The 26,643-nt window shown below is 66.5% G+C and carries 24 protein-coding genes; 9 read left to right on the forward strand and 15 right to left on the reverse strand.

Translation table 11 applies throughout. From position 1 onward, the window contains the following. Positions 1 to 70 precede the first annotated feature (70 nt). Entirely contained in the window at positions 71 to 961 is an 891-nt protein-coding gene (locus tag AC1ZV1_RS24090) for a LysR family transcriptional regulator (protein ID WP_484293945.1), read from the forward strand. Positions 962 to 980: 19 nt separating this feature from the next. Here the strand turns inward: AC1ZV1_RS24090 and AC1ZV1_RS24095 are convergent, their stop codons facing one another. Further along, positions 981 to 1,523 (reverse strand): hydrolase, encoded by a 543-nt coding sequence (locus tag AC1ZV1_RS24095; RefSeq protein ID WP_484297621.1) that lies wholly within the window; start codon positions 1,521 to 1,523, stop codon positions 981 to 983. A 169-nt stretch (positions 1,524 to 1,692) separates the two neighbouring features. Here AC1ZV1_RS24095 and AC1ZV1_RS24100 point away from each other — a divergent pair, with 169 nt between their 5' ends. Together AC1ZV1_RS24100 and AC1ZV1_RS24105 are read left to right on the forward strand one after the other, a co-directional pair. After that, entirely contained in the window at positions 1,693 to 2,928 is a 1,236-nt protein-coding gene (locus AC1ZV1_RS24100) for a dienelactone hydrolase family protein (protein WP_484293946.1), read from the forward strand. 29 nt (positions 2,929 to 2,957) lie between these two features. Next, positions 2,958 to 3,776, forward strand: coding sequence for a PA3715 family protein (locus AC1ZV1_RS24105; RefSeq protein WP_484293947.1), 819 nt, complete (start codon positions 2,958 to 2,960; stop codon positions 3,774 to 3,776). 45 nt (positions 3,777 to 3,821) lie between these two features. Here AC1ZV1_RS24105 and AC1ZV1_RS24110 read toward each other — a convergent pair whose 3' ends face one another. The 4 genes from AC1ZV1_RS24110 to sbcD all read right to left on the reverse strand — a co-directional run bounded on the left by AC1ZV1_RS24110 (position 3,822) and on the right by sbcD (position 9,802). After that, positions 3,822 to 4,520, reverse strand: coding sequence for a Dps family protein (locus tag AC1ZV1_RS24110; RefSeq protein ID WP_484293948.1), 699 nt, complete (start codon positions 4,518 to 4,520; stop codon positions 3,822 to 3,824). Between the two features lie 145 nt (positions 4,521 to 4,665). Beyond that, a complete protein-coding gene (gene aac(6') / locus AC1ZV1_RS24115) occupies positions 4,666 to 5,121 on the reverse strand; it encodes an aminoglycoside 6'-N-acetyltransferase (protein ID WP_484293949.1) in 456 nt (151 codons plus the stop codon). Beyond that, entirely contained in the window at positions 5,121 to 8,585 is a 3,465-nt protein-coding gene (locus tag AC1ZV1_RS24120; protein WP_484293950.1) for an SbcC/MukB-like Walker B domain-containing protein, read from the reverse strand. Before AC1ZV1_RS24120 ends, aac(6') begins: the two co-directional genes overlap by 1 nt. Continuing rightward, a complete protein-coding gene (sbcD, locus tag AC1ZV1_RS24125; RefSeq protein ID WP_484293951.1) occupies positions 8,582 to 9,802 on the reverse strand; it encodes an exonuclease subunit SbcD in 1,221 nt (406 codons plus the stop codon). The genes AC1ZV1_RS24120 and sbcD overlap by 4 nt, the downstream gene beginning before the upstream one ends. Positions 9,803 to 9,936: 134 nt before the next feature. On the opposite strand from sbcD, the gene AC1ZV1_RS24130 reads away from it, so the two are divergent. Further along, complete coding sequence (locus AC1ZV1_RS24130; RefSeq protein ID WP_484293952.1) at positions 9,937 to 11,301, forward strand: TAXI family TRAP transporter solute-binding subunit; 1,365 nt, start codon at positions 9,937 to 9,939, stop codon at positions 11,299 to 11,301. Between the two features lie 115 nt (positions 11,302 to 11,416). Further along, the gene (gene yejK / locus AC1ZV1_RS24135) at positions 11,417 to 12,424 is read left to right on the forward strand and encodes a nucleoid-associated protein YejK (protein ID WP_484293953.1); all 1,008 of its coding nucleotides are present in this window, start codon (positions 11,417 to 11,419) and stop codon (positions 12,422 to 12,424) included. A gap of 162 nt (positions 12,425 to 12,586) precedes the next feature. On the opposite strand, the gene AC1ZV1_RS24140 is transcribed toward yejK, so the two are convergent. After that, positions 12,587 to 13,495, reverse strand: coding sequence for a hypothetical protein (locus AC1ZV1_RS24140; RefSeq protein ID WP_484293954.1), 909 nt, complete (start codon positions 13,493 to 13,495; stop codon positions 12,587 to 12,589). Between the two features lie 171 nt (positions 13,496 to 13,666). On the opposite strand from AC1ZV1_RS24140, the gene AC1ZV1_RS24145 reads away from it, so the two are divergent. Continuing rightward, positions 13,667 to 14,593, forward strand: a complete 927-nt coding sequence (locus AC1ZV1_RS24145) for a DUF4344 domain-containing metallopeptidase (protein ID WP_484293955.1) — start codon at positions 13,667 to 13,669, stop codon at positions 14,591 to 14,593. Here AC1ZV1_RS24145 and AC1ZV1_RS24150 read toward each other — a convergent pair. The 4 genes from AC1ZV1_RS24150 to AC1ZV1_RS24165 all read right to left on the reverse strand — a co-directional run bounded on the left by AC1ZV1_RS24150 (position 14,574) and on the right by AC1ZV1_RS24165 (position 17,132). Next, positions 14,574 to 15,509, reverse strand: coding sequence for a glutathione S-transferase family protein (locus AC1ZV1_RS24150; RefSeq protein WP_484293956.1), 936 nt, complete (start codon positions 15,507 to 15,509; stop codon positions 14,574 to 14,576). The genes AC1ZV1_RS24145 and AC1ZV1_RS24150 overlap by 20 nt on opposite strands. A 63-nt stretch (positions 15,510 to 15,572) precedes the next feature. Continuing rightward, positions 15,573 to 15,878 carry a GIY-YIG nuclease family protein gene (locus AC1ZV1_RS24155; protein ID WP_037006437.1) on the reverse strand — a complete coding sequence of 102 codons (306 nt, stop codon included), beginning with the start codon at positions 15,876 to 15,878 and terminating at the stop codon, positions 15,573 to 15,575. After that, positions 15,875 to 16,576, reverse strand: coding sequence for a glutathione S-transferase C-terminal domain-containing protein (locus AC1ZV1_RS24160; RefSeq protein ID WP_484293957.1), 702 nt, complete (start codon positions 16,574 to 16,576; stop codon positions 15,875 to 15,877). The genes AC1ZV1_RS24155 and AC1ZV1_RS24160 overlap by 4 nt, the downstream gene beginning before the upstream one ends. A 73-nt stretch (positions 16,577 to 16,649) precedes the next feature. Then, complete coding sequence (locus tag AC1ZV1_RS24165; RefSeq protein ID WP_484293958.1) at positions 16,650 to 17,132, reverse strand: nuclear transport factor 2 family protein; 483 nt, start codon at positions 17,130 to 17,132, stop codon at positions 16,650 to 16,652. Between the two features lie 123 nt (positions 17,133 to 17,255). On the opposite strand from AC1ZV1_RS24165, the gene AC1ZV1_RS24170 reads away from it, so the two are divergent. After that, the gene (locus tag AC1ZV1_RS24170; RefSeq protein WP_484293959.1) at positions 17,256 to 18,212 is read left to right on the forward strand and encodes a GlxA family transcriptional regulator; all 957 of its coding nucleotides are present in this window, start codon (positions 17,256 to 17,258) and stop codon (positions 18,210 to 18,212) included. A gap of 58 nt (positions 18,213 to 18,270) precedes the next feature. Here the strand turns inward: AC1ZV1_RS24170 and pcsA are convergent, their stop codons facing one another. From pcsA to AC1ZV1_RS24195, 5 genes are all read right to left on the reverse strand, one after another. Beyond that, entirely contained in the window at positions 18,271 to 18,987 is a 717-nt protein-coding gene (pcsA, locus tag AC1ZV1_RS24175; protein WP_484293960.1) for a phosphatidylcholine synthase, read from the reverse strand. Between the two features lie 247 nt (positions 18,988 to 19,234). Then, positions 19,235 to 20,011 (reverse strand): amino acid ABC transporter ATP-binding protein, encoded by a 777-nt coding sequence (locus AC1ZV1_RS24180; protein ID WP_017522365.1) that lies wholly within the window; start codon positions 20,009 to 20,011, stop codon positions 19,235 to 19,237. 12 nt (positions 20,012 to 20,023) lie between these two features. Further along, on the reverse strand, positions 20,024 to 21,121 hold the full coding sequence (locus tag AC1ZV1_RS24185) for an amino acid ABC transporter permease (protein ID WP_484293961.1): 1,098 nt from the start codon (positions 21,119 to 21,121) through the stop codon (positions 20,024 to 20,026). Positions 21,122 to 21,131: 10 nt separating this feature from the next. Then, a complete protein-coding gene (locus AC1ZV1_RS24190; RefSeq protein WP_484293962.1) occupies positions 21,132 to 22,316 on the reverse strand; it encodes an amino acid ABC transporter permease in 1,185 nt (394 codons plus the stop codon). 116 nt (positions 22,317 to 22,432) lie between these two features. Beyond that, entirely contained in the window at positions 22,433 to 23,461 is a 1,029-nt protein-coding gene (locus AC1ZV1_RS24195; RefSeq protein WP_484293963.1) for an amino acid ABC transporter substrate-binding protein, read from the reverse strand. 511 nt (positions 23,462 to 23,972) lie between these two features. Here AC1ZV1_RS24195 and AC1ZV1_RS24200 point away from each other — a divergent pair. Together AC1ZV1_RS24200 and AC1ZV1_RS24205 are read left to right on the forward strand one after the other, a co-directional pair. Then, positions 23,973 to 24,626 carry an alpha/beta hydrolase gene (locus AC1ZV1_RS24200; protein WP_484293964.1) on the forward strand — a complete coding sequence of 218 codons (654 nt, stop codon included), beginning with the start codon at positions 23,973 to 23,975 and terminating at the stop codon, positions 24,624 to 24,626. A 31-nt stretch (positions 24,627 to 24,657) separates the two neighbouring features. Next, positions 24,658 to 26,550 (forward strand): acyl-CoA synthetase, encoded by a 1,893-nt coding sequence (locus tag AC1ZV1_RS24205; RefSeq protein ID WP_484293965.1) that lies wholly within the window; start codon positions 24,658 to 24,660, stop codon positions 26,548 to 26,550. Positions 26,551 to 26,643: the final 93 nt, after the last annotated feature.

Consider the following 26,643-nt stretch of genomic DNA (forward strand, 5'->3'; position numbering starts at 1 on the left):
GACATCGATGTCCGCAATCGATCACCGACCGCGCGGCACAATAGCGGCCCGCACGCACGGAACCCCCACCATGGACAGCCTCAACGGCCTGCGCGTCTTCCTCCAGGTCGCCGACTCCCTGAGCTTCGCCCAGGCCGCGCGCCTGCTCGGTCTCTCCGCCTCCGCGGTGGGCAAGAGCATCGCCCGCCTGGAAGAGCGCCTGGGGGTGCGCCTGTTCCACCGCAGTACCCGCAGCCTCAGCCTCTCCAACGAAGGCCAGCTGTTCCTCGAACGCTGCCGACGCATTCTCGACGAGCTGGAGGCGGCGGAGCAGGAGCTGGCGCTGTCCACTCAACAGGCGCGCGGCCGCCTGAAGATCAGCATGCCGCTGGTGGCCGGACTCCTGCCGCAGGTGCTGCCGGAGTTCCTCCGCTGCTACCCGCGCATTCAGCTGGACATCGACTTCACCGACCGCCTGGTGGACGTCATCGAGGAAGGTTTCGACCTCGTGGTACGCGGCGGCGAGCTGCGCGACTCGCGGCTCAAGGCGCGCAAGCTGGGCGACTTCAGCCTGCTGCTGGTGGCCGCCCCCGGCTACCTGCGCCAGTACGGCGCGCCGCGGCGACCGGCAGACCTCAGCCAGCACCTGTGCCTGCACTATCGCTACCCCAGCAGCGGGCTGGTGCAGCGCTGGCCGCTGAAGCTTGCCCCCGGCGAAGCAGAGCCACGCCTGGACGGCGGGCTGATCTGCAACACCGCCGACATGCTGATCAATGTCGCCAGCCAGGGCATGGGCATCGCCTGCCTGCCGGATTTCGCCGTGCGCGGTGCGCTGAGCGATGGCAGGTTGGTGCAGGTACTGGCTGAGCACACCGTGCACCAGGGCAGCTTCCACGCACTGTGGCCCGCGGGCCGGCGCATGCCGCTGAAGCTGCGGGTATTCCTCGATTTCCTCGGCGACCGCCTGTTCGTCACCCGTTGAGAGCGGGCTTGGAGATTACTCAGCGGATGAACTGCATGCTGATCTCGCGGAAGACGTCCGTCCCCGCGCGCGCCATCCACTCGAAGGCGACCATCTCCCGCGAAACGATCACCGCGCCGGCCTGACGCATCCTCGCCAGCGCCAGCGCCTTGTCCTGTTGGCGTCGCGAGCCGACGGCGTCCTCCACCACGAACACCTCGCGATCCTCCGCCAGCAGGCCGAGCACTGTCTGCAGTACGCAGACATGCGCCTCGGTGCCGCAGACCACGACCTGCCGGCGATCCCCACCGGGCATCTGCAGCAGCCCGGGATCGGTGACGGCAGAGAAGGCGATCTTCTCCAGCACCTCGCCTTCGGCCAGTTCATCGCGCAGCACCGGCAGCGTCGGGCCGAGCCCCTTCGGATACTGCTCGGTGGCCAGCACCGGAACGCCCAGCCGACGTGCGATAGCCAGCAGCCAGGCGCTATGCTCGAGCACCGCCTCGTTGTCGTGAATGGCCGGGAACAGGCGTTCCTGGATGTCGATGATCAGCAGGGTCGAGGCCTGGGCGCGCAGCAGCATCGGGAAGTCCTCCTTGCGTTCGAACATGGAAATTCAAGCCCGAGTTGTGGTCCCGCGGCGGCGCACTGTCAACCGCCATCGCACCATTGGCCACTTGGCAGGCGGCGCGCCAGCACGCACCCTATGCGTCGCCAGAACAACACAACAACGAGCCTGGGAGACAGGGAACATGGGCAAGAGCATCAGCATCGCCGCGCGTGACGGCAGTGGCAGCTTCAGCGGTTATCTCGCGGTACCGGCCAGCGGGCACGGCCCTGGCGTGGTGATCGGCCAGGAGATCTTCGGCGTCAACGCCAACATGCGCAGCATCGCCGACAGCTACGCCGAGGAAGGCTACGTCGCCCTGGTGCCCGACCTGTTCTGGCGCCTGCAGCCGAACCTGGAACTGGGCTACAGCGAGGCCGAGTTCGGCCAGGCCATCGGCCTGTTCCAGCGCTTCGACGTGGACAAGGGCGTGGATGACATCGCCGCTGCCCTGGATGCCCTGCGCGCTCTGCCGGAGGTCGAGGACCGCGGCATCGGCTACGTCGGCTTCTGCCTGGGCGGCAAGCTCGCCTATCTCACCGCCGCGCGCACCGACGCCGCCTGCTCGATCGGCTACTACGGCATGGGCATCGAACAGTTGCTGGACGAGGCACCGAACATCAAGGGCCGCCTGGTGCTGCACTTCGCCGAACAGGACGTGTACTGCGACGCCAACGCCCGCGCCGCCATCGGCGAGGTCCTCGGCAAGCTGCCGAAGGCGGAGATCTACACCTATCCCGGCGTCGACCACGCCTTTGCCCGCCCCAACGGCATGCACTTCGACAAACCGGCGGCGCTGATGGCCCACGAGCGCAGCATCGGCGCGCTCAAACGCGAGATCGGCCCGGAGTTCGACCTGTCGCAGCTGTGGGAAGACCACATCCATCACGAGTTCGCCGCCCGCGACGTGCCCGCCACCATGGCGACCATGGTCGCCCAGCCCTACGTCAACCACATCCCGACCATGACCGGCGGCGTCGGCCAGGACGAACTGGCACGCTTCTATCGCAACCACTTCGTCCATGGCAACCCGCCGGACATGAAGCTGGTGCCGATCTCCCGCACCGTCGGTGCGCTGCAGGTGGTGGACGAGTTCGTCATGTGCTTCACCCACACCAGCGAGATCGACTGGATGCTCCCCGGCGTGCCGCCCACCGGCAAGTACGTGGAGATCCCCATGCTCGGCGTGATCCGCTTCCGTGGCGACAAGCTGTGCCACGAACACATCTACTGGGACCAGGCGAGCGTGCTGGTGCAGATCGGCCTGCTCGACCCGGCCGGGCTGCCGGTGGCCGGCGTGGAGACGGCGAAGAAGCTGCTCGACGAGAGCCTGGTCTCCAACACCCTGATGAACAAATGGAAGGACAGCGAAGGCCGCTGATCGGCCCCGCTCAACCCAAGGAGCACCCGATGTACCCCATAGGGAAATGGACCTGCGTGGCGCTGCTGGCCTTGCTGGCCGGCGGCGGCGGCGCAGCGGAACGAGCCGCACAGCCGTGCACTGACGCCACCATGCAAACACTGGCCGGACTGCTCGGCCAGCAAGGCTGGCAGACACCGGAGTCCGGGGCCGCAACGCCCGTGGTGGCCGCTGCCTGCAAGCCCTGGCCGGACGACCCGACGCTGCAGGTGGTCGCCGTCGCCTACAGCGCAGCGGGCGACCAGGCGGAGCCGGGCGAGCGCAACCTCAACCTGCTGGTCGGCCAGCTCGACACCGGCAGCGGCAAACTGGTGACGCGCACGGATGACAGCATCGGCGAGGACGCCATGGTGGAGATCGCCAGCTCCAGCCTGTGGCTCGACACCGCCCGCTATCGCCTGGCACCTGGTGTGCGCGGCTTCGGCCTGATCATCGGCAGCGTGGCGCGTGGCGCGAGCTGCCCGGATGCCTGGTCCTATGACGACTTCAGCCTCTACGCGCCGCAGGGCGACCAGCTCAAGCAGGTGTTCCGCACCTACCTGCGGCAGTGGACGACGCTGGAAGGCGTGGTCTGCGGCGGCGCCGACAAGCTGGTCATCGAGCGTTCGCAGCTCACCCTGGCGATGGGCAAGGACACTCACCATGGCTTCGCGGACCTGATCGTCAGCTCGACGGTGCAGCGCGAGCATGAAGGCGACAACGTCGGTGCACCGAAGACTGTGCGCACCACGGTCAGCTATGACGGCACACGCTATCCGTTCGAGGAGTTCTCCACCTTCTGGCAAAGCCAACCGCCCGGCGCGCAGTAATGAAAAAGGCCCCTCGCGGGGCCTTTTTGATTTCCGGCACCCGAATCAGTGGCCGGTGTTGTCACCGCGGCGGCTGGTCTCGAAGAGGAACCAGGTGCGCTGCTCGGTTTCGTCGATCCAGTTCTCGATCAGGCTGGCGGTGGCGATGTCGTGGTACTCGTCGCACAGATCATGGACCTCGCGCATGTAGGAGGTCAGCGATTTGTTGTCCTCCTGCAACTCGGCCAGCATGTCCAGCGGCTGGACGAACTCGGCATCGTTGTCGAGGATGCGTTTGTCACGAGCAATGTGGCCGATGGAGCGGATGGTGTTGCCACCGATCTTGCGGGTGCGTTCAGCAATCGCGTCGGTCATCGCAAAGATTTCGGTGGCATGGTCGTCCAGCAGCAAGTGGTAGTCGCGGAAGTGCGGACCGCTCACGTGCCAGTGGAAGTTCTTGGTCTTCAGGTACAGCGCGAAGACATCCGCCAGCAGGCGATTGAGCGCGGCCGACAGATCACGGGTGGCGTTCTTGCTCAGGTCCGACGGCGTGGCCAGGGCGGGGGCGCGGCGCGGCGCGGCCTTGGCGGCGGCCGGTTTGGCAGCGGAAGCCTTTGCGGCGGGCTTTGCCGCTGCCGTTTTGGCGACTGCGGGTTTGCTGGCCGCGGCAGGTTTTGCGGCAGGTTTGCTGGCCGCTTTCGCAGCCGGCTTCGCGGCGGGTTTAGCCGCTGCGGGTTTCTTCGGAGCCGATGCGGATTGCTTCATCACAAATCACCTCTACGAAAGATCACGATACCTGTGGATGCCGACCCAGGCGGGAACGGCTGACTTACGCGGTCTTGAGCCTATCTCGCCTGACGTCGATTGCAAGTTGACCGCAGTACCGCACTCACGTTCCGACTGATGTGGGTCAATCGTCGAGGGGCTTGCGGAAGAACACGACACGCTCGGTTTCGACGAATCCCAGGGCGCGATGCAAGGCGTGGCTGACAGTGTTGTCGAGCGCGGCATCGGAGGCGAAATCCACGCAGCCACGCGCACGGCCCCAGGCCTGTAGCGCGCGCACCAGAGCCCGCGCCACGCCTCGCCGACGGGCGCCCCCACGCACGTAGATGCCTTCGAGAAACAGCACGGGCGACCCTCGCGTGCCATTCACGTAGTCGCTGCGCACCGAGGCTTCCGCGAGGCCCAGCGCCCTGCCCTGCTCATCACGGGCCAACCACGCACCGAAGCGTTGCGGGTGCGCGAGAATGTCGCGCGCCTCCTCGAAGAACTCTTCGGCGTGATCGCCAGGCCAGAGTTGCAGGCGCAGGTCGACCCAGTCGGCCAGATCGCTCTCGACGCAATGCAGTACCGACATGTCCATCAGGCTTTCTCCGGCTCGACACGCTCAGGGTTGAAACGGAAGCGCGCGTCGAGCTGGCTGTAACCCATGCCAACGCCCTTGTGCACCTTGAGCTGCACGGGAATGCGCTCCTTCAGCGCCTCGACGTGGCTGATCACGCCGATGGTCTTGCCCGTGGCATTGAGGCTGTCGAGGGCATCGAGCGCGACCTCCAGGGTCTCGCCATCGAGGGTGCCGAAACCTTCGTCGAGGAACAGCGAGTCGATGCTGGTCTTGTGGCTGACCAGGTCCGACAGCGCCAGCGCGAGCGCCAGGCTGACCAGGAAGCTCTCGCCGCCCGACAGCGTCTTGCAGTCGCGCGCGGTGTCGCCCTGCCAGGTATCCACCACTTCCAGCTCCAGCTCGCCGTTGCTGCGTCGCGCCAGCTGGTAGCGCCCATGCAGGCGCTGCAACTGGCGGTTGGCGAGGTGCACCAGGTGATCGAGGGTCAGCCCCTGGGCGAAGCGTCGGTAGCGCGCGCCATCGGAGGCGCCGATCAGGCTGTTGAGACGCTGCCAGAGGTCGTGTTCTTCCTCTTGCCGGGCGATTTCCGCGAACAGGCTCTGCTGGCTCGCACGACGGTTGTCGTCGCCCTGCAGTTGGGCGCGGATCTCGCCCTGGCGCTGACCAAGTTCGCGCAGTTGCGTGGCGAGCACCTGCAACTGCTGGTCGAGTTCTTCCAAGGCTTGCTCGTCGTGGGGCTCGGCCTGCAAGCGCTCGACATCCTGAGCCGCGGCCGTGCGCAAGGTAACGGCTTCGGTGATGGCCGTTTCCAGGCGCTGGCGCAGCTGGCTGAGTTCGGTGCGCTGGGCATCGTCCAGCAGCGCAGCGAGGTAAGTCGCCTCATCGGCGAAGGGGCTCGCCGCCAGCGCCTGCTGCCAGCTCCCCAGATGCTCCGCGAGGCGTGCCTGCTCCTGTTCCAGGCGCTCCACCAGCGATTGCTCGCGGCCTTGCAAGGCATCGGCTTGGCGTTGGGCGGCAGCCAGTTGTTCCTCGGCCTGCGCCAACGCCTGTTGCGGTGCCGCATGAATAAGCAGCGCCTGACGCGTATCAAAACCGGCAACCTGCCAGCGCTGCTGCCATTGCGCGGCGATTTGCTGCGCCGCACGAGCAGCCTGTTCGGCATCTCGCTCGGCCGCTGCCAGTTCCTGGCTGCGCTGCTGGTCCTGCTGCCATTGCTGCCACTCTGCGGTGCGCTCGGCCAGCCAGTGCTCGCCGTCTTCCGGCATCTCGTAACCCAGCTCGCCCAGCGCAGTGGCCAGCGCCTGATCCTGCTGCTGCAGGTCTGCGCGCTGAGTGGCGAGTTGCTGCGCACGCTCTTCCTGGCGTTGGCGCTCATGGGTCTGCTGCTGGTCGAACAGCGCCAGTTGCTGAGCGGCCTCGGCATGGTCGCGTTCGGCGCGTTGACGTTGCTGTTGCGCCTGCTCGAGCTGGGCCCTGTGTTCGTCCAGTGCCTTGAGTTGCTGCTGCAAGGCGGCCAGCGACGTCTCATGGCGATCGCGCTCGGCGGCGAGCTGCTGCTCATCCTCCAGCGCGACGCCCTGCGCTTCACACTGTTGCTGCCACGCCTGCTGATGCTGCACTTCTGCGGCCTGGGCTTCGTCCAGCTGACGCTGCCCCTGCTGCAGTTGCGCATCGAGCTCAGCCAGCTCGCCGCGCAGGGCAATACCCTGGCTTTCCAGCTCGGCCAATTGCTGGCGCGCCTGCTCCAGCGCCGTCTGCGTGGAAGACACATCCAGTGCCTGGTAAGCCGCGATAGCCGGGTGCTCCGGCGAGCCGCACAGCGGGCAGGCCTCGCCGGGCTGCAACTGCGCACGCAGGTGCTCCAACTGGTGGATGCGCTGCTCCTGCTGCAGGAGTCTTTCCTTGTCGGCGACCTGTTGCTTGGTCGCCTGATAGCGCTCGCGCAGCGCGACGATGGCCGTGTCGCGCTCGGCCCTGCGCTGGCGCAACGAGTTCAGCTCCGGCTGCCAGCGCGCCAGTTGTGCGGCAGCCTGGGCGCGGACCTGGGCCAGTTGTTCCAGACGGTCGAGCCCGCGGCTGTGCCGTTGCGCCTGCTGCAGGCGCTCGCGCAGCTCACCCTCGGTAGCGCCACCCAGCAACGCATCGAGCTGTTGCTGATGCTGTTTCTCCTGCGTGCCCGCCGAATCGAATTGCTGCTGCATGAAGGCGACGTTGCCCTGCAGGGTCTGCCGCTGCGCCGTCGCGGCCTGCAACGCCTGATCGGCCACCTGCGCCTGCCGCTGCAGGTCGGCAATGGACTGGGCAAGCCGCGAGCGCTGGGCAAACTGCGCGCGCCAGCCACCGAGCAGTTCGCCCAGCTTCGCTCGCTGCGGATGCTGCGCAAGGCGAGCCTGCAACTCCTGCTGCTGGTCGCTGACGGCCTTGCGCTCGCGCTCGCGTGCAGCCTGCGCCTGCTGAGCGTACTGGTTCGCCGCCCACAGAGCCTGGGCGACCTCATCACGGCTGGATACCTGCTGCCTGCGATTATCCTCCAGCGCTGCACGGCCCTGTTCGACACTCTCGTGACTGCCGCGCCAGGTCTGGAACAACGGTTGCAGGCGAGCAGCGGGCTCACTCTCCGCCAGGCGTTTGAGGTCGGGTTGCGCCTGTTCCAGCCCCTGCCGTGCATCGGACTCTTTCACAGCGGCCTGCTCGACCTGCTGCTGCGCACGGGTCAGGTCCTCGCGCCAGCGGCGCTGCGCCTGAACGGCCGCGTGCTGTGCCTGCAAGGCCGTTTCCTGCACGGAGGCATCGCGGCCCTGCTGTTCCAGTTCGCCGCGCTGTTCAGCGCTGAGTAGTTCGACGCCATCGGCACGGGCGCGCAACTGGTCCAGCACGCCACGCACGTCGCGGGTGCGCTCGAATACGCGCTGGGAAATCAGTCCGTAGATTTCCGTGCCGGTGAGTTCCTCCAGCAGCTCCGCGCGCTGGTTGGCGTTGGCTTCGAGGAAGGCTGCAAAGCCCCCCTGAGCCAGCAGCATGGATTTGGTGAAACGTTCGAAGTCGAGGCCCGTTAGCGTCTCGGTCTGCTTGAGCTTGTCGTTGATCTTGTCGGTGAGAATTTCCCCCTCGCCGGTGGTGCGGTCGATACGCACCAGCTCCACCTTCGGCGCCTGCAACGCCCCCTCGGCCTTGTCGCGAGCGCGGCGCTGGCTCCAGAAGGCACGGTAGGCCTGGCCCTTCACCTCGAACTCCACCTCGGCCAAGCAGTCTGCAGTGTGCCGAGTCATCAGCTCGTTGCCGCTCTGCGACAACACGCTCATGCGCGGCGTGCGGTGGTACAGCGCCAGGCAGATGGCATCGAGCAGCGTGGTCTTGCCCGCCCCGGTGGGCCCGGTAATGGCGAACAGGCCGTTGCCGGCGAAGGGTTCGGCAGTAAAGTCTATCTTCCACTCGCCCTTGAGCGAGTTGAGGTTCTTCAGGCGCAGGCTGAGGATTCTCATGGGCGCTCCTCCTGCAGCTCGGCGACGACTTCCCGGTAGAGCCCGGTCAGGCGCTCGCGCAGCGGCGCCTCCAGGTCCTCGGCATCCAGGCGCTGGCGGAACACGTCCTCGGGGCTGAGTTCGTCGAGGGTTTCCTTGCTCTCATTGAACAGCGCCGCCTGCGCAGTGCCGCGCTCGCGGCGGGTACGCAGGACGAGCACCGGCAGCGCCTCGCAGAGCTTCTCGACGCGCAGTTGGATGTCGGTCAGGTAGTCGTCGGTATGCACCATCACTTCCAGCCAGACTGGCTGTTCCACGCTGCCTTCGCGGGCGACGCGGGCCAGTTCGGCGGGCAGCTCGGCGAGGCTGCCGGACACCGATTTCAACGGCTGGAAGCGCGGCACCGGCAGCGCCGTGACGCTGCGCAGACCGCTGTCGTCCAGGTCCACCAGCAGCACCTCCTTGCCCTGGGTCGCTTCGTCGAAGCTCAGCGCGATGGGCGAACCGCAGTAGCGGATGTGCGCCAGGCCGCCGACCTTCTGCGGCCGGTGGATATGACCGAGGGCGATGTAGTCCGCGGCCGGGAAAGCGCTGGTGGGAAAGGCCTCCAGGGTGCCGACGTAGATTTCCCGAACCGACTCGCTGGCGCTCGCACCGACGGTGGTGAGATGGCCCGTGGCGATGATCGGCAGGTGCCGGCCGAGAACTTCGCGCTGCGCCTCGGCGCGCTCGAACAGCTCGCGATAATGCGCCTGGATCGCCTGCTGCAGGGCCAGTTGCTTGTCCTGCGCGCTCTGTCCGGCCTGGCTGGTGAGCACGTCGCGCGGGCGGATGAAGGGGATCGCGCAGAGGATGGCACCGGGTTGGCCGTCACGTTGCGGCAGCACCAGCAACTGGCGGTCGAGGTCGGTGCCGACGGCGGCGATCACCTGGGTATCGAGGCAGGCCAGCAGGTCGCGGGACTCCTCCAGCATCGCCACCGAGTCGTGGTTGCCACCCAGCACCACCAGGCGCGCGCCGGTGTCGCGCAGCTCGACGATGAAGCGGTTGTACTGCTCGCGGGCATAGCTGGGCGGCGCGCCGGTGTCGAACACGTCGCCGGCGATGATCACCGCGTCCACGGCCTGCTCGCGCACCTGTTCGACCAGCCAGGCACAGAACGCCTGGTGTTCGGCCTCGCGGCTCTTGCCCATGAAATGCTGGCCCAGGTGCCAGTCGGAGGTATGGAGAATGCGCATGCCGTGAAGTCCGCAGCCGTGTTTCGAAGGTTTCGGATGATAGCGGCTTCCGCCTTCGCGATGGCGGATTCGCCGGCTGCCCTCGCCCAGGCTGGCTATCTTTTCAGGACAGCACCTCGCCACAAGGATTCCCCATGCAACGCCTTCTGAACATGCTCAAGGACCTCGCCATCCTGGTGCGCGCCAACCTCTGGCTGGTGCCGGTGCTGGCCGCGCTGGTCGCTGCGGTCTTCTATTTCGTCGCTCCGCCGCCGCCGATGAGCGCGACCCTGGCCACTGGCGCGCCGGGGGGCGGCTACGCGGTGTTCGGCCAGCGACTGAAAGAGGAACTGGCCAAGCAGGGCTTCGACCTGCAACTGGTGCGCACCGCCGGCTCCCGGGACAACCTCGGCAAGCTGCTGGACGGCAAGAGCGGCGTGGACCTGGCGCTGGTGCAGAGCGGCCAGGAACAGCAACTGGCTCCCAAGCAGCGCGAGCATCTGCAAACCCTCGGCGCCGTCTTCCAGGAGCCGCTGTGGCTATTCCAGCGTCGCGAGGCGAAGATCGACCGCCTGGCCGACCTGCTCGCTCTGCGCGTGGCCATTGGCGGTGCCGGCAGCGGTACCGAGGCGGTGACCGAGGCCATCCTCAAGGCCAACGAGATCGCCACCGAGCCACTGCCGGCCGGCTGGCAGGCGCGCGGCGGCAACGCGGTGGCCAACGAACTGCTGGCCGGCGAGCTGGACGCCGCCTTCTTCGTCGGGCCGGCGGAGAACCCGCTGATCCAGCGCCTGGCTGCCAGCCCCGACCTCACGCTCACCGGGTTTCGCCGCGCCCACGCCTACGAGGCGCGGATTCCCTTCCTCAAGCGCGTGGAGGTCAGCGAGGGCCTGCTGAACCTGGTGCAGAACGTGCCGAACCAGGACCTGGCCACCCTCTCGCCGGTCGCCACCCTGGTGGTCAACGGCGACTTCCACCCGGCGCTCACCCCGCTGATCCTCGAGGCCGCGCGCACGGTGATGAAGAGCGGCACCCTGCTCGATGCGGCCGGCGCCTTCCCCAGCGCCGAGCCGCGCACCCTGGCCCTGCAGGAAGACGCCGAGCGCTACTACAAGAGCGGCCCGCCGCTGCTGCAGCGCTTCCTGCCATTCCGCATCGCGTCGCTGGCGGATCGCTACATCATCCTGCTGATCCCCTTCATCGCCATCCTCATCCCGTTGCTCAAGTCCATCGGCCCGCTGTACCGCTGGCGCATCCGTGCACGCATCTACCGCTGGTACCGCTACCTGCGCGAGATCGACCGTCGCCTGGACGAGCGCACCGGCAGCGCCGAGCTGAGCACGGAGATCGAGCGCCTGGAGCAACTGGAGGCCGAGCTGGCCAAGGTCGAGGTGCCACTGTCCTACTACAACGAGCTGTACGAGCTGCACCTGCACCTGAACTACGTGATCCGCCGCCTCCGCCAGCTGCGCCGCAACCGCCGCGAGCGCGACGAAGGGCTGGTGCCGTCCGCGGACTGATCGGCGTCGCGCATCCCGGCGCCGGGTCGGGTAAACTCTGGCGTTTTCCAATCCGCCCGCCCCGCCGCCGCATCGATGCGCGCGGCGCCGCCGGCACTGAATTTCCGGGTCCGCCATGCCGATTCGTCACGCCATCGTCCACCTGATCGACAAGAAGCCCGACGGCAACCCCGCGACGCTGCACGCGCGCGACGCCGAGCTGGGCGACTCCCAGGCCATCGAGAACCTGATGGCCGACCTCAACGAAAGCTACAACGCCAAGCCGAACAAGGCCTGGGGCCTGTTCCAGGGCGAGTCCGGCGCGTATCCGTTCAGCGGCTGGCTGACCGAGTACCTGGACGGCGGCAAGGATTTCGTCGGCTTCTCCAAGCAGGCGGTGGAGCACCTGAAGACGCTGATGGAAGAGTCCAATCTCTCCACCGGTGGCCACGTGCTGTTCTGCCATTACCAGCAGGGCATGACCGACTACCTGTCCATTGCCCTGCTGCACCACAGCGAAGGTGTGGCGGTCACCGAGGCACTGGAAGTCACCCCGTCGCGCCACCTGGACCTGGGCCAGCTGCACATGGCCGCGCGGATCAACATCTCCGAGTGGCAGAACAACAAGACGTCCAAGCAGTACATCTCGTTCATCAAGGGCAAGGGCGGCAAGAAGGTCTCGGACTACTTCCGCGACTTCATCGGCTGCACCGAGGGCGTCGACGGCCCGAGCGAGACCCGCACCCTGCTCAAGGCCTTCAGCGACTTCGTGGAAAGCGAAGACCTGCCCGAAGAACAGGCCCGCGAGAAGACCGACGTGCTGGTGGACTACGCCACCAGCCAGGCCAAGATCGGCGAGCCGATGGCCCTGGACGCACTCTCCGAGCTGATGGACGACCAGGCGCCGCGCGCCTTCTACGACTACATCCGCAACAAGGACTACGGCCTGTCGCCGGAAATCCCGGCGGACAAGCGTACCCTCAACCAGTTCCGCCGCTTCACCGGCCGTGCCGAGGGGCTGTCGATCAGCTTCGAGGCGCACCTGCTGGGCAGCAAGGTGGAGTACGACGAGGCGCGCGACATGCTGATCATCCGCGGCTTGCCCACGCAGTTGCAGGACCAGCTCAAGCGCCGCAAGGACTGAAGTCCGCCGCTGACGAAAAAGCCCATCTCGCGATGGGCTTTTTTGTGCCTGTAGATTTTCCCCCGGGCTGTTCGCGAGCAAGCTCGCTCCTAGGAAAAGCGCATCGAGTCGGCCGGCAATCCGTCGGAGCGAGCTTGCTCGCGCGCCCCCATTGCAGAGGACTCAGCAGGCCCAGTCGATCTTCATGTCGCGGAAATCCAACTGGGCGTTGCCGCTGCCAAAGTTGTAGCCGCCCAGGTATTCCTCGAAGCCGATGTAGTACGCGCTGACGTCCGGCATGCCCTGCACCGGGCGCATGGTGCCGCCGATGTGGTTGGGCTGGTGGCCCTGGCTCCAAGGGTGTTCGCGGTAATTGTCGCGATGGATGTCGTTGTTTTCCCAGTAGTAGAACGGCTGGTAGTCGGTCTCGCCGTACTCGTCGGGTGTGATCCCGGCGTTAGGGTCACTGGCGCGCGGCGTCCAACGCAGCAGGTAGCGCACGTCCAGCCCCGGCTGGGGAATCCCGCCGAACAGGCCGAACAGGTAGTCACCTTCCTTCAGGGTGGTATCGAAAGTGCTGGCCGAGCCCGCCCCCAGCCATTGGGGTGCGGCAGTCTGCGCCAGCAGCGGATTACCGGCCGGCAGTTGCGGCGGCAGGCAGGCTGCGCCGTTGAATTCGGCGTCGGTCAGCAGGATTACCGCATAGGCGCCACCCAGGATGTCTTCCATGCGATGCAGGCGCGGGTGACTGGCGCGGCCAGCCTGCCAGAACGGCAGCAGGTGCGGGTCGGCCGGCGGCTGCTCGCCCGGCGAAACGACCTGTTCGGCGATGCCGTCCACCGTGCTCGGACCACCGTCGTTCTGGTCCGGCGACAGCGAGAAGAAGCTCAGCGCGACGATCTCCGGACCATGCACCCGATAATCCTCGGGCAGGCGCAGGGTGAAGCCGTGCATCAGCGGGTAGCCGGTGTCCGGGTCCAGCGGCCACTGCTCGGGCGTGATGCCCGGCGGCAGGCCGAAGCACCAACCCTGGAGCTCCTCCCCGGCGGCAGGCGTGGCATGTTTCAGCAGTTCGATATCGTAGGCGTGCATGCGCGGCGTCCTGTGTCATGCAATGAGGGTCGTGCGACGAGCTGTGGACGATAGCCCCCCGAGCCAGACGCCTCAAGCGACCGCCGCACAGTCTTCCGACAAAGCGCCACGGAGCCGGCGTGGCGCGGCTGCTAGAGTCAGATCAGGCGCCTCTCGCTCGCGGTGGCCGCCATGTCCGCCTTGCACACCGTCACTGCTGCTGTGTTCGCGCTCTCCGGGCATTCCCGGGTGCACTGCTCGTGCTTCGCGCTGCTGTTGCTGCTCTGCGCCCGCCTCGCCTGCGCCGACCCCACGCCCCCGCCACTCACGCAAAATGTCGCGCGCTTCGTGTTGGCCAACGCGGAATTCAGCGTGATGCACGAGATGGGACATGTCCTGATCGCGGAGTACGACCTGCCGGTGCTCGGGCGCGAGGAGGACGCCGCGGACCAGATCGGCTTCATCCTGCTGTTCCGCCTCTATGCCCGGCTGCCGCGTGACGAAGTGGACGCGCGCCTGCTGGACATCGCCGACTACTGGCGGCTGGAGTGGCAGACGCCCAAGCCGGCGCCGGACCAGGTGCTGGCCTGGGACAGTCACCCGCTGGACGAACAGCGCTACTACAACATCGCCTGCCTGCTCTACGGCAGCGACATGACGCGCCTGGACTGGCTGCCGCCGCTCACTGGCCTGCCCTACGAGCGGGCGATCTACTGCGACCAGGAGTTTCGCCAGGCAAGCAAGGCCGTGGAGTGGATTCGCCACCAGCGACACACGGCCTCGATCCAGCACCACGCGGCCTGGCACCTGACCTGGGACACGCCCTCGGTGAACCGCGAAGCGGCGGAGCCGCTGATCGCCCTGCTGCGCGACGGCGACCACCTGCAACGGATGGTCAACGACGTCTTTCGACTGTTCCGCCTGCCGCGCCCGCTGAACCTGCGGATGGTCAGTTGTGGCGCGCCGGACGCCTGGTACAACAGCAACAGCGGGGAACTGGCGCTGTGCTATGAGCGCCTGCAGCACTTCCGTGAAATGGCCGAGGACCTGCCACGCCTGCGTACTCCGGTGACGCGGCAGTGCCCTGGCCCGGCCGGACTCAGGCCGGGCGGATGCTGAAGCCGATGCGCGGGAAGTGCACGTGGACGGTCCCGGCGCGCGGGTCTTCGCGACGCAGGATCAGGCTTTCCAGCCCGGCGTGCAGCAGCTCGCCTTCCACCGGGTCGCAGCCGTAGTCGGTGGCGGCGATCACCACGCGCTGTCCGCCCTTGAAGCCATTGGGGTCGACGAAGCTCTCCTCGGGCAGTGCGGCCGGCTGGCTGTCGTGGGCCACGGCGATGGCCTGCTCCGCGCTCATCTCGCTGGGCGCGCCGTGGCCGAAGCCCAGCACGCGGCCGAGCCAGGCGGCAACCGAGGGGTAATCGTCCACCAGTGGTGCAGTGACCGGCGTGCCCTTGAGGAACCACAGGCAGTGAGCCAGGGAGAAATCGGCAATGGACGGCTCGCCGAACAGGAAGTCGCCGTCCTCGCGGGCCAGTTGTTCCTCGACGCGGGCCATGAAGGCAGGCCACTGGTGCTTGGCCTGCTCGGCCGGCAGCTTGCTGGCGGTGCCGCCGCTGAACAGCTGGCTGCGGTCGGCGACAAAGGCCTGGAGGAACTGCGGCGGCAGCTTGCCGAAGCGCATGGCGATGGATTCAGGCTGGAACACCAGGCTGACGGCGTGCTGGAAGATCACCGAGTCGACCCACAGGGCGAAACTCGACGAGGTGAATTCGTGGCCTTCGGGAAACAGCGCCGGTACGGCCTTTTCCTGTTCCAGGCGGCGGGCGATCAATGCGGTGTCGCAGTAGATGTCGGCACCGACCTGCAGCACAGGAGTCTTGCGGTAGCCGCCGGTGAGGGCCATGAGGTCCGGCTTGGGCATCAGTGGCGGGATGGTCACCGAATGCCAGGACAGCTGCTTGAAGCCCAGCATCAGACGCGCCTTCTCGGCGAAGGGCGAAGTCGGGTAGTGGTGCAGGATCAGCTCGGACATGGGGGGCTCCAGCGGCCGGAAGGTGGTCCGGCAGCTTAACCCGTACGTAGGACGAGTCCTACCTCATCCCTCGGATGGGACGACATCCACGGCGCTGATAGTGAAGGGGTTGGCCAGCACCAGGCGTTCCTTGGCTTTCTTGGTCAGCGCCTTGATCGCGCGCTCCCGGCGCAACGCATCGCCCTTGCCGGGGCAGGCCTCGACATAGACCAGCGCCTGGGCCGGGCTGGAATGGAAGAAGCGCGCGCCCTTGCCCGTACGGTGGGTCTCGAAACGCCGTTGCGCGTCATCGCTGATGCCACAGTAGAGCGCGCCGTTCTCGGCGCGCACCAGGTAGACGAACCAGGGTTTGGGCTCGGCGGCGGTCACGACGCCCAGACTCGCGCCTGCATGCGATCGCAGTATGCGACCAGGCGCTCGTAGCTGCGCGCCATGTCGTTGAGCGGTGTTTCCAGGGTGCTGAGGATCAGGTTGGCCAGCACGCCATAGGTGGCGGCGTCGGCACTGCACGGCTGGGCGCCGCCGAAGTACGGCAGGTCGCCAAGCATGCCGTCCAGGGCTTCGAGGTCGTCGCGGGCGAAGCTCAGCAGCTCCTCGCGGCTGTGACGCAGCAGGCCGCGGCCCTTGAGGTCGCCACGAATCTTGCGCTGCAGCATCACGCCCACCACTGGCCGCAGCGGTGCGGGAATACCGCGGAACATCACGTCCTTCACCTGCTGGAAGCCCTGCTCGTCGAGCCAGCGGAAGTACACCAGCAGCGGCACCAGGTGCTCATCGCACAGGCGGGTGATCGACACCGCCCAGCCACGGCCACGCGCGTCGAGGCCGGCATCGAGATCGAACTCGTAGTACTGCTGCAGGGTGCGCATGATGATCGCCGTGTCGGCGATGGGTTTGCCATCCAGCGTAATGAACGGCAGCTTGCCCTTGGGCCCCTTGCGCGGGTCCGTCACAGGCTTGACCTGATACTCCAGCCCGGCAAGGCGGAGGAAGGTCTCCAGCTTCAGGCAGAAGGGGCTGACGTTGGGTACGTTGAAGGCGGGCGGGAACTGGAAAAGTGTGATCATGGCGGCGTCCGGCTCTCAGTCGCCTGTCATTTAAGCCTATCCAGCCGCCGCGGGCGAGCCCGGAAGCCTGCTCTCAGGCCTTTCCCGCCCGTTGTGCACGGTACGCGGCAAGGCCCTTGGCGGCCTGCGCGCGGATCGCACCCTGCACCGGCGGTGCCCAGCCCAGCAGGGTTCCCTTGGCGCCGAGCGCCTGGCGCGACCACGTCCACAGGTCGAAGCTGTCCACGTGCCGGCTGATCAATCCATCGTGGAAATGGAAGTGTGCCTGGATGTGATTGATCACTTTGCGTCCCGTCTGGGTGAAGGTGTAGGACGCCACCCAGCGCACCGAACCCCGCGTCTCGTCGGCCTCGACGCCTTCATAGGTCAGCGAGAAATCCTGGGCGCGAGCGGTGAGCATGCGCCACATGTCGCCAGCCTCGGCACCACGCAGGTCGGTGAAGACCGGGTCGCTGAACTGCACATCGGCGCTGTAGCAGGCGGCCATGGCCTCGCCGTCGCGGCGCTGGAAGGCCTGGTAGAAACGTTCGATCAGTTGGGCGTTGGGGTGGGCCATGGCGGGACTCGTGTCGAGAGAATGCAGGCAGTATCGGGGTGGGTTCGACTGGACACGATTGGCAATATCGACAACATTATGATCAATAGCGCCACCTCTATCGACAGAGCAAAGCGAGACGCCATGTTCAGGATAGCCCTGTTCGTCTGCCCGCAAACCCTGTGTTCCAGTCTTGGTCTGGCCATGGACAGTTTCCACCTCGCCAATCGCCTGGCCGGCGAACGGCGCTTCGAGGTGCTGCGGGTCAGCGCCGACGGCGCGCCAGTGGCACTCCCCTTCGGCCGCGTGGAAGTGGAAGGCGGGCTCGATCTTGCCGCGCGCTGCAACCTGCTGCTCATTCCCGCCACCGGCGCCGACATCGACGCCACCTTCGCCGCCAACCAGCCCCTGCTTGCCTGGCTGCGCCATGCGCCAGCCAACGTGCAGCTCGGCAGTCTGTGCAGCAGCGCGTTCCTGCTGGCGGAAGCCGGCGTGCTGGACGGCCACCGCGCCACCACGCACTGGGCGCTGGAAACTGCATTCCGCAAACGCTATCCCCAGGTACGGCTGGATATCGACGCCCTGTGCACCGACGACAACGGCCGGCTCTGCTCCGGCGGCGCCCAGGCCGGGCTGGACCTGTGCCTGTACCTGATCGAGCGCCATGCGGGCGCGGCACTCGCGCGACGCGCGGCGGCGACCCTGGTGTTCGAGCACGGGCGCGGCCGCCAGCGGCGCTTCACGCCGCTGCTGCCCGACCCGCTGCCCGCCGGCTCCCCCCTGGAGCCGCTGCTGGCCTGGCTGGAAGACAACTACGCGCAGCCCTTCGACCTCGCCACGCTCGCACAGCGCGTGCACTGCTCCACGCGCACGCTGTTGCGGCGCTTTCGCGAGCAGGTGGGGATGTCGCCGAACGATTACGTGCAACGCCTGCGCATCGCCTCGGCACAGGAGGCACTGGGCGATCCGGGACGCTCGCTGGAGCGCATCGCCAGCGATGTCGGCTACGCCGACCGGGCGAGCTTCGCGCGATTGTTCAAGCAGGTGTGCGGAGAGACGCCGGGGGCATATCGGCAGCGGCTGATGGGGCGTCAGGCCTGACGCCAGGCAGATGACGGAATACCGGCAGGAACGGGCAGACCCGTTCCTGCGAAGTGGGCTAGTTGAACCACTCCATCGCCGTGCGCCACACGCAGACACCGACGAAGTAGGCCGACGCCACGAACCAGAGGCCAAGCAGCCAGGGCTGGTCCACCGGATGCTGGAGGATCAGCAACGCGCTGCTGAGCAGCCAGACGAAGGTCACGGCGATGTTCAGCGGCATGAACTGGCGCACGCGGAAGGGGTGCAGGAACTTCATGCGGGTGAGGGTCAGCGCGGCCAGTACCAGCACGGTGACGAAGCTCACCCAGGGATGCGGGTCGAGCACGAAGAAGTACACTGCCACCACGTTCCAGGCGGCCGGGAAGCCGACGAAGTAGTTGTCCTTGCTCTTCATGTTGACGTTGCAGAAACAGAACAGCGAGGACACCAGGATCACGCCCACCGCCAGCAGCTCGGTATGCACCGGCAGCGGCACGTAGCGGTAGATGAAGATCGCGGGGATGAAGACGTAGGTGAGGTAGTCGATCACCAGGTCGAGGGTCGAACCATCGAAGTGCGGCAGCACCGCCTTGACGTCGAACTTGCGCGCCAGGGTGCCGTCGAGACCATCCACCAGCAGCGCCACACCCAGCCAAAGCAGGCAGGCCTGGGGCCTGTTGTCGACCAGCGCGAGGAGCGCCAGCAGCGCGAGAATGACACCGCTCGAGGTCACCGCGTGGGCGCCCCAGGCCTTGGCTTTGCTGAGGTTCAATGGCGATAGGATCAGGTTCACGTCGGCTCTCTTCCTTTGGACGGCGGATGCAGGGGAGCTACTTCAAACGGTAGCCCATCCCTGACAAACCACTGCACATGGGAACACCGACCCGACGGCCGAGTTCAGCCGGTTTGTCGAGAGTCGCACCGTGTTGCGGTGGAAGCGCCAGCATACGCCGTTGCGGCGTGCGCTTGCCATCGAGGGAGACGAGCGTTGCAGGCGATGGCCACGGCCCTCTCCCGATGGAGAAGGCCGGGGTGGGACATCAGTGCAGGATCTGGCTGAGGAACAGCTTGGTGCGGTCCGATTGCGGGTTGTCGAAGAACTGGTCCGGCGGCGCCTGTTCGACGATCTCACCCTTGTCCATGAAGATCACCCGGTTCGCCACGGTGCGGGCAAAGCCCATCTCGTGGGTCACGCAGAGCATCGTCATGCCGCTCTGCGCCAGGCCGATCATGGTGTCGAGCACTTCCTTGACCATTTCCGGGTCGAGTGCCGAGGTGGGCTCATCGAACAGCATGATCTTGGGCTTCATGCACAGCGCACGGGCGATCGCCACGCGCTGCTGCTGGCCGCCGGAGAGCTGGCCGGGGAACTTGTTCGCCTGCTCCGGGATGCGCACGCGCTCCAGGTAATGCATGGCGACTTCCTCGGCCTGGCGCTTGGGCATCTTGCGTACCCACATCGGCGCCAGGATGCAGTTCTGCAGCACGGTCAGGTGCGGGAACAGGTTGAAGTGCTGGAACACCATGCCGACTTCGCTGCGGATCGCCTCGATCTGCTTGAGGTCGTTGGTCAGTTCGGTGCCGTCGACCACGATGCTGCCCTGCTGGTGTTCCTCCAGGCGGTTGATGCAGCGGATGGTGGTGGACTTGCCCGAACCGGATGGCCCGCAGAGCACGATGCGCTCGCCCTGCTTGACCTCCAGGTTGATGTCCTTGAGCACGTGGAACTGGCCGTACCACTTGTTCACGCCCTTCATGGTGATCATCACGTGATCGCCGATGGCCGGCTGTGCGGTCTTTTGGGTGGCTTCAGACATGACGATTCACTCCTAACGCTTGTGGCCGGTGTCCAGCTTGTGCTCCAGGTGCATGGAGTAGCGGGACATGCCGAAACAGAAGATCCAGTAGACGACCGCGGCGAACACATAGCCTTCGGTGGCCATGCCCAGCCAGGCCGGGTCTGCGGTGGCGCGCTTGATGCTGTTCAGGAAGTCGAACAGGCCGATGATGATCACCAGGCTGGTGTCCTTGAACAGCGCGATGAAGGTGTTGACGATGCCGGGGATGACCAGCTTGAGCGCCTGCGGCAGGATCACCAGGCCCATGGTCCGCCAGTAGCCCAGGCCCATGGCGGCTGCGGCTTCGTACTGGCCCTTGGGAATGGCCTGCATGCCACCGCGCACCACCTCGGCGATGTAGGCGGCCTCGAACAGCACCACCATCACCATCGCGCGCAGCAGCTTGTCGAGGTTCATCCCCTCGGGCAGGAACAGCGGCAGCATCACCGAGGACATGAACAGCACGGTGATCAGCGGTACACCACGCCAGAACTCGATGGTGGTGACGCAGATGACCTTGATCGCCGGCATTTTCGAACGCCGCCCGAGCGCCAGCAGGATCCCCAGCGGCATCGCCCCGCAGATGCCGACCGCGGCGATCACCACGGTGAGCATCAGGCCGCCCCAGGCGCTGGTCGGCACGGTTTCCAGGCCGAGGAAGCCGCCATGCAGCAGCCAGTAGGCCACGATCGGCAGCGCGACGAGGAAGCACAAACCGTACTTCACCTTGTAGGCGAAGCGCTTGAGGAACAGCGGCGCCGCGCCGAACACCACGAACAGCACGGTGAGGTCCACGCGCCAGCGCAGTTCCTCGGGGTAGAAGCCGTACATGAACTGGCCGAAGCGCGAGCCGATGAACACCCAGCAGGCGCCCTCGCGGGAGCAGTCGGCGCGGGTGGTGCCGGTCCAGTCGGCCTTGATGATCGCCCACTCCAGCAGCGGCGGCAGGATCAGCCAGACCAGGTAGATGCCAACCAGCGTCAGCACGGTGTTGAACCAGCTGGAGAACAGGTTGCCGCGCAGCCAGGCGAGCACGCCCACGCTGCGCGCCGGTGGCGGCAGGTCGGGCTTGAAGGTATGAGTAGTCATGACAGTCCCCTCACCGCTCGACCAGCGCGATGTGCTTGTTGTACCAGTTCATCAGCAGCGAAATGCTGATGCTGATGGCCAGGTACACGCTCATGGTGATAGCCATGGTCTCGATGGCCTGGCCGGTCTGGTTGAGCACCGTGCCGGCGAACAGCGAGACCATGTCCGGGTAGCCGATGGCGGCGGCCAGCGAAGAGTTCTTCGCCAGGTTCAGGTACTGGCTGGTCAGCGGCGGAATGATCACCCGCAGTGCCTGCGGAATGATCACCAGGCGCAGGGTCTGCCCCGGACGCAGGCCCAGGGACCCGGCAGCCTCGGTCTGGCCGTGGCTGACGGCCTGGATGCCGGCGCGCACCGTCTCGCCGATGAAGGCGGCGGTGTAGACCGACAGCGCGAGGACGATGGACACCAGCTCCGGGATCACCACCCAGCCGCCGCGGAAGTTGAAGCCCTGCAGCACCGGCACGTCCCAGTGGAACGGCGCGCCGGCCACCAGCGACACCAGCCCCGGCAGCACCACCAGCAATGCCAGGCCACTGAGGAACACCGGGAAGGCCTTGCCGGTGGCATGGCGGCGGGCCTTGGCCCACTTCCAGATCACCGCCCAGCCGACCAGCGCCAGGATCACCGCGACGATGAACGGGCCGAGGCCGTCGGCGGCGATCGGCGCGGGCATCTGCAGGCCGCGGTTGTTGATGAAGAACAGGTCGCCGAAGCTGAGGCTCTGCCGCGGGTTCGGCAGCGGGCCGAGCACGGCGAAGTACCAGAAGAAGATCTGCAGCAGCGGCGGGATGTTGCGGAAGGTCTCGATGTACAAGGTCGCCAGCTTGCGGATCAGCCAGTTGGGCGACAGCCGCGCCACCCCGAGGATGAAGCCCAGAACGGTGGCGAAGAAGATGCCCACCACCGTGACCAGCAGCGTGTTCAGCAGGCCGACCAGGAACACCCGTCCGTAAGTGTCGCTTTCGCTGTAGTCGATCAGGTGCTGGGAGATGCCGAAGCCGGCGCTGTGGTCGAGGAAGCCGAAACCGGACTGGATGCCGCGGTGGGCGAGGTTGGTCTGGGTGTTGTCGAAGAGGAACCAGCCGACCGCCACGACGACGACGACGGCGATGACCTGGAATGCCCAGCCGCGCACGACGGGATCGTTGAGCGATACCCCCCGCGGACGCTGGGCCTTGACGGAATTCTGCATGTAAGCCCTCTCGGAAGCGCGCCGGGCGCCCACGGGCCAAGCCCGTGACCACCCGGAGGCTTCACGTCGTTCGAAACAGTCCGGCGCCCACACTCCGGGCGCCGGAGCGGGTCAGGTCAGCGCACCGGCGGTGCGTACTGCAGACCACCCTTGTTCCACTGGGCGTTGAGGCCACGCTTGATCTTCAGGTCGCTGCCGTCGCCGACGTTGCGGTCGAAGATCTCGCCGTAGTTACCCACTTGCTTGACGATCTGCACCGCCCAGTCCTTGGGCAGCTTGAGGTCCTTGCCGTAGTCACCCTCGGCGCCGAGCAGACGCGCGACGTCCGGGTTCTTGGTGCTCTTGGCCTGTTCCTCGACGTTCTTCGAGTTGATGCCCAGTTCCTCGGCGTTGAGCATCGCGAAGAGCGTCCAGCGAGCGATGTCGAACCACTCCTCGTCACCCTGGCGCACGGCCGGGCCAAGGGGTTCCTTGGAGATCACTTCGGGCAGTACCACGTAGTCGTCCGGCGCGGCCAGCTTGATGCGCTGGGCGTAGAGCTGCGACTGGTCGGAGGTCAGCACGTCGCAACGGCCGGACTCCAGGGACTTGGCGCTCTCGTCGGAGGTGTCGTAGGTGATCGGGGTGTACTTGAGGTTGTTGGAGCGGAAGTAGTCGGACAGGTTGAGCTCGGTGGTGGTGCCGGCCTGGATGCACACGGTGGCGCCATCGAGTTCCTTGGCGCTGGAGACGCCGAGCTTCTTGTTCACCAGGAAGCCCTGGCCGTCGTAGTAGGTCACGCCGATGAAGTTCAGGCCCATCGCGCTGTCGCGGGAACTGGTCCAGGTGGTGTTGCGCGAGAGGATGTCGATCTCGCCGGACTGCAGCGCGGTGAAGCGCTCCTTGGCGGTCAGCGGGCTGTACTTGACCTTGGTCGAGTCGCCGAACACGGCCGCCGCCACGGCGCGGCAGACGTCCACGTCGATGCCCTTGTACTGGCCCTTGGCGTCGGCATACGAGAAGCCGGGAAGACCGTCACTGATACCGCACTGCACGTAGCCTTTCTTCTTCACTGCATCCAGGGTGGCGCCAGCGTGGGCGAGCCCGCTGATGCCAAACACAGCGGCGGTGGTCAGCACTGCCAGGGTGGATTTCACCATCTTCATCGATCTTCTCCGTTGCTTTTTTAGTGTTTTGGAGTCCCGGTTCCACCGCCGTACCCTCGTGAGGCACCAGCAAGACAACAAACGGGATGGAGACCTGAAGGTGAGTCTAGACGGCTTGCGAAAAACCTTCGGAAGCCGCGAACACACCTTCGAGCGCGCAGGTGGTGCGCGCTGGAACGGGTCATCAAGGGATCATTGCGTGAAGGCGAAGGCCCGCCGTGCCGACTGTTGACCGCAGCCGACGCGGCGGGCCCTGAAGCAGCCCAAGGCTTTCGCGGCGCCACTTCCGGTACAGCTTTCCGGATGGGGTCGGTAGAGTGTTACCGGAAGTGGGGCCGCACAGCCTGCCAGTAGCGATAGCAAGGCGCGTACCAGCCTGTGGACCTTCGTGCAATTTTGTGCAGTCAAGTCCCACAAGTTATGGCCATGCGACATCTTCTTGCATGCCCAACCCACACCATCCGACCCGCGGCGCCCCTTCCTAGAGCGCCTGCCCCATCCTGGAGCCTCCATGACCCAGCCCCTGATCCTCGAACCCAGCCAGAGCGTCGATTCCTGCGTCATTTGGTTGCACGGCCTGGGCGCCGACCGTTACGACTTCGAGCCGGTAGCACAGATGCTGCAGCGCAGCTTCACCTCGACGCGCTTCATCCTGCCCCAGGCGCCGACCCGCCCGGTCACCGTGTTCAACGGCATGCCCGCGCCCAGCTGGTACGACATCCTCGCCATGGCCCCGGCCCGCGCCATCGACGAAGCGCAGCTGGACGCCTCGGCCGACAGCGTGATCGCGCTGATCCAGGGACAGATCGCCCAGGGCATCGCCCCTCGGCGCATCATCCTGGCCGGTTTCTCCCAGGGCGGCGCCGTGGTGCTGCACACCGGCTACCTGCGCTGGGACGGTGAGCTGGGCGGGGTCATGGCGCTCTCCACCTATGGCCCGACATTCAGCGACGACATAAGCCTGCCGGCTACAAAAAGACAACTGTCCGCACTTTGCCTGCATGGCACTTTCGATGACGTGGTGCTGCCCGCCATGGGCCGCGCCGCGTACGACTTCCTGCAGGCCAACGAGGTGCCCGCCCAGTGGCGCACCTACCCGATGAGCCACGAAGTGAGCAACGAGGAACTTGGCGATATCGGCGCCTGGCTGCGGGAGCGCCTGTGATCCCCTGACCCTGCGGAGAACAAGAAGAAGCATGAACGCCCCGATCAGCAGCCTGCGTGACGTCGAAGCCCTGGAACAGGTCCCCCTGCAGGACCGCGACCTGCCACCCAACACCTATGAACTGCTGCGCCGCTCGGCCCAGCAGTTCGGCCCGTCCACCGCCCTGAGCTGCCTGCTGCAGGGCTCGGCGGCGGAGGAGCCGATACGGGTGAGTTACGCGGAGCTGTTCGCCCGCGTCACCCAGGCAGCCAACGCCTTCCACCGCCTGGGCGTGCGACCGGGCACCGCGGTGTCGTTCCTGCTTCCCAACCTGCCGCAGACCCACTATGTGATCTGGGGCGGCGAGGCGGCGGGAATCGTCAACGCGATCAACCCGCTGCTCGACCCCGAGCACATCGCCGAGCTGGTACGCGCCGCCGACTCGCGCGTGCTGGTGACGCTGGCCCCCTTCCCCGGTACCGACCAGTGGGACAAGGTCGCCGGCCTGCGCGAGCACCTGCCGGACCTCAATGCCATCGTCACCGTCGATATCGCCAACCTGCTGCCCGAACCGCAGCGCTCGGCGATCCAGGCCGCTCGCGGCGCGCTGCCCGAGGGCGTGCTGGACTTCGACGAGCTGCTCGCCCGGTGCCCGGCGGACCACCTGGAAAGCGGCCGGGTGATCGGCCCGGACGAAGTCGCCTCCTACTTCCACACCGGCGGCACCACCGGCACGCCCAAGCTCGCCCCGCACAGCCATTTCAACGAAGTGGCGATGGCCGAGATCATGGGGCTGAACGCCGACTACGACGGCCACGACGTGCTGCTCTGCGGCCTGCCGCTGTTCCACGTCAACGGCGTGATGGTCACCGGGCTTGCGCCCTTCATGCGCGGCGGCGAAGTGTTGCTGGCCGGCCCGCAGGGCTATCGCAATCCGACGCTGATCCAGGACTTCTGGAAACTGGTGGAGCGCTACAAGGTCACCAGCTTCAGCGGCGTGCCGACCATCTACGCCGCCCTGCTGCAGGTGCCCAGCGAGGGCCGCGACCTCTCCAGCCTGCGTTTCGCCCTGTGCGGCGCCGCGCCGATGCCGGTGGAGCTGATTCGCCAGTTCGAGGCGAAGACCGGTCTGACGGTCATCGAAGGCTACGGCATGACCGAAGGCACCTGCGGCACCAGTTGCAACCCCCGCGGCGGCGAACGCCGGCCCGGCTCCATCGGCCTGCGCCTGCCCTATTGCGAGCTCAAGTCAGTGATCCTGGGCGGTGACGGCCAGTACCTGCGCGATGCCGCGGTGGACGAGATCGGCAACATCTGCCTGCGCGGCCCGACCGTGTTCAAGGGTTACCTGCAGGCCAGCAAGAACAAGGACATCTGGGTCGACGGCGACTGGTTCAACACCGGCGACCTCGGCCGCATCGACGCTGACGGCTACATCTGGCTCACCGGCCGCAGCAAGGACCTGATCATCCGCGGCGGCCACAACATCGACCCGCAGATGATCGAGGAAGCCCTGCACCGCCATCCCGCCGTGGCCATGGCCGCCGCCGTCGGCAAGCCGTGCCTGAAGGCCGGCGAGTTGCCGGTGGTGTACATCCAGCTCAAGCCGGGCATGCAGGCGAGCGAGGCAGAACTGCTGGCGCACGCCGCGCAGCATGTCCCCGAGCGCGCAGCGGTACCCAAGGATGTCTGGCTACTGGACGCCATCCCGGTCACCGCGGTGGGCAAGACCTTCAAACCGGCATTGCGACTGGACGCCATTCGTCGCGTGTTCGAAGACGAGACCCGGCACCTGTCCCCAGCGCCGCGCATCGAGGTGATCGCCGATGACCGCCACGGGCAAAAGGCACGTCTTTTCGTCGGCGGCCTCGACCTAGACTCGCGCGCCGCACTGGCCGATCGCCTGGGCGGTTATGCGGTGCACGTGGAGCTACTGGAAAGCTGATGAAACACCCGGCCGACCGCCGGTCGGCCGGGCCAGGGACCGAATTGCCAGTAGTCAAATCTGACTAATACTGATGGCTCAATGTGCGAAGAG

It is taken from the genome of Pseudomonas sp. BB438, from assembly GCF_057180225.1.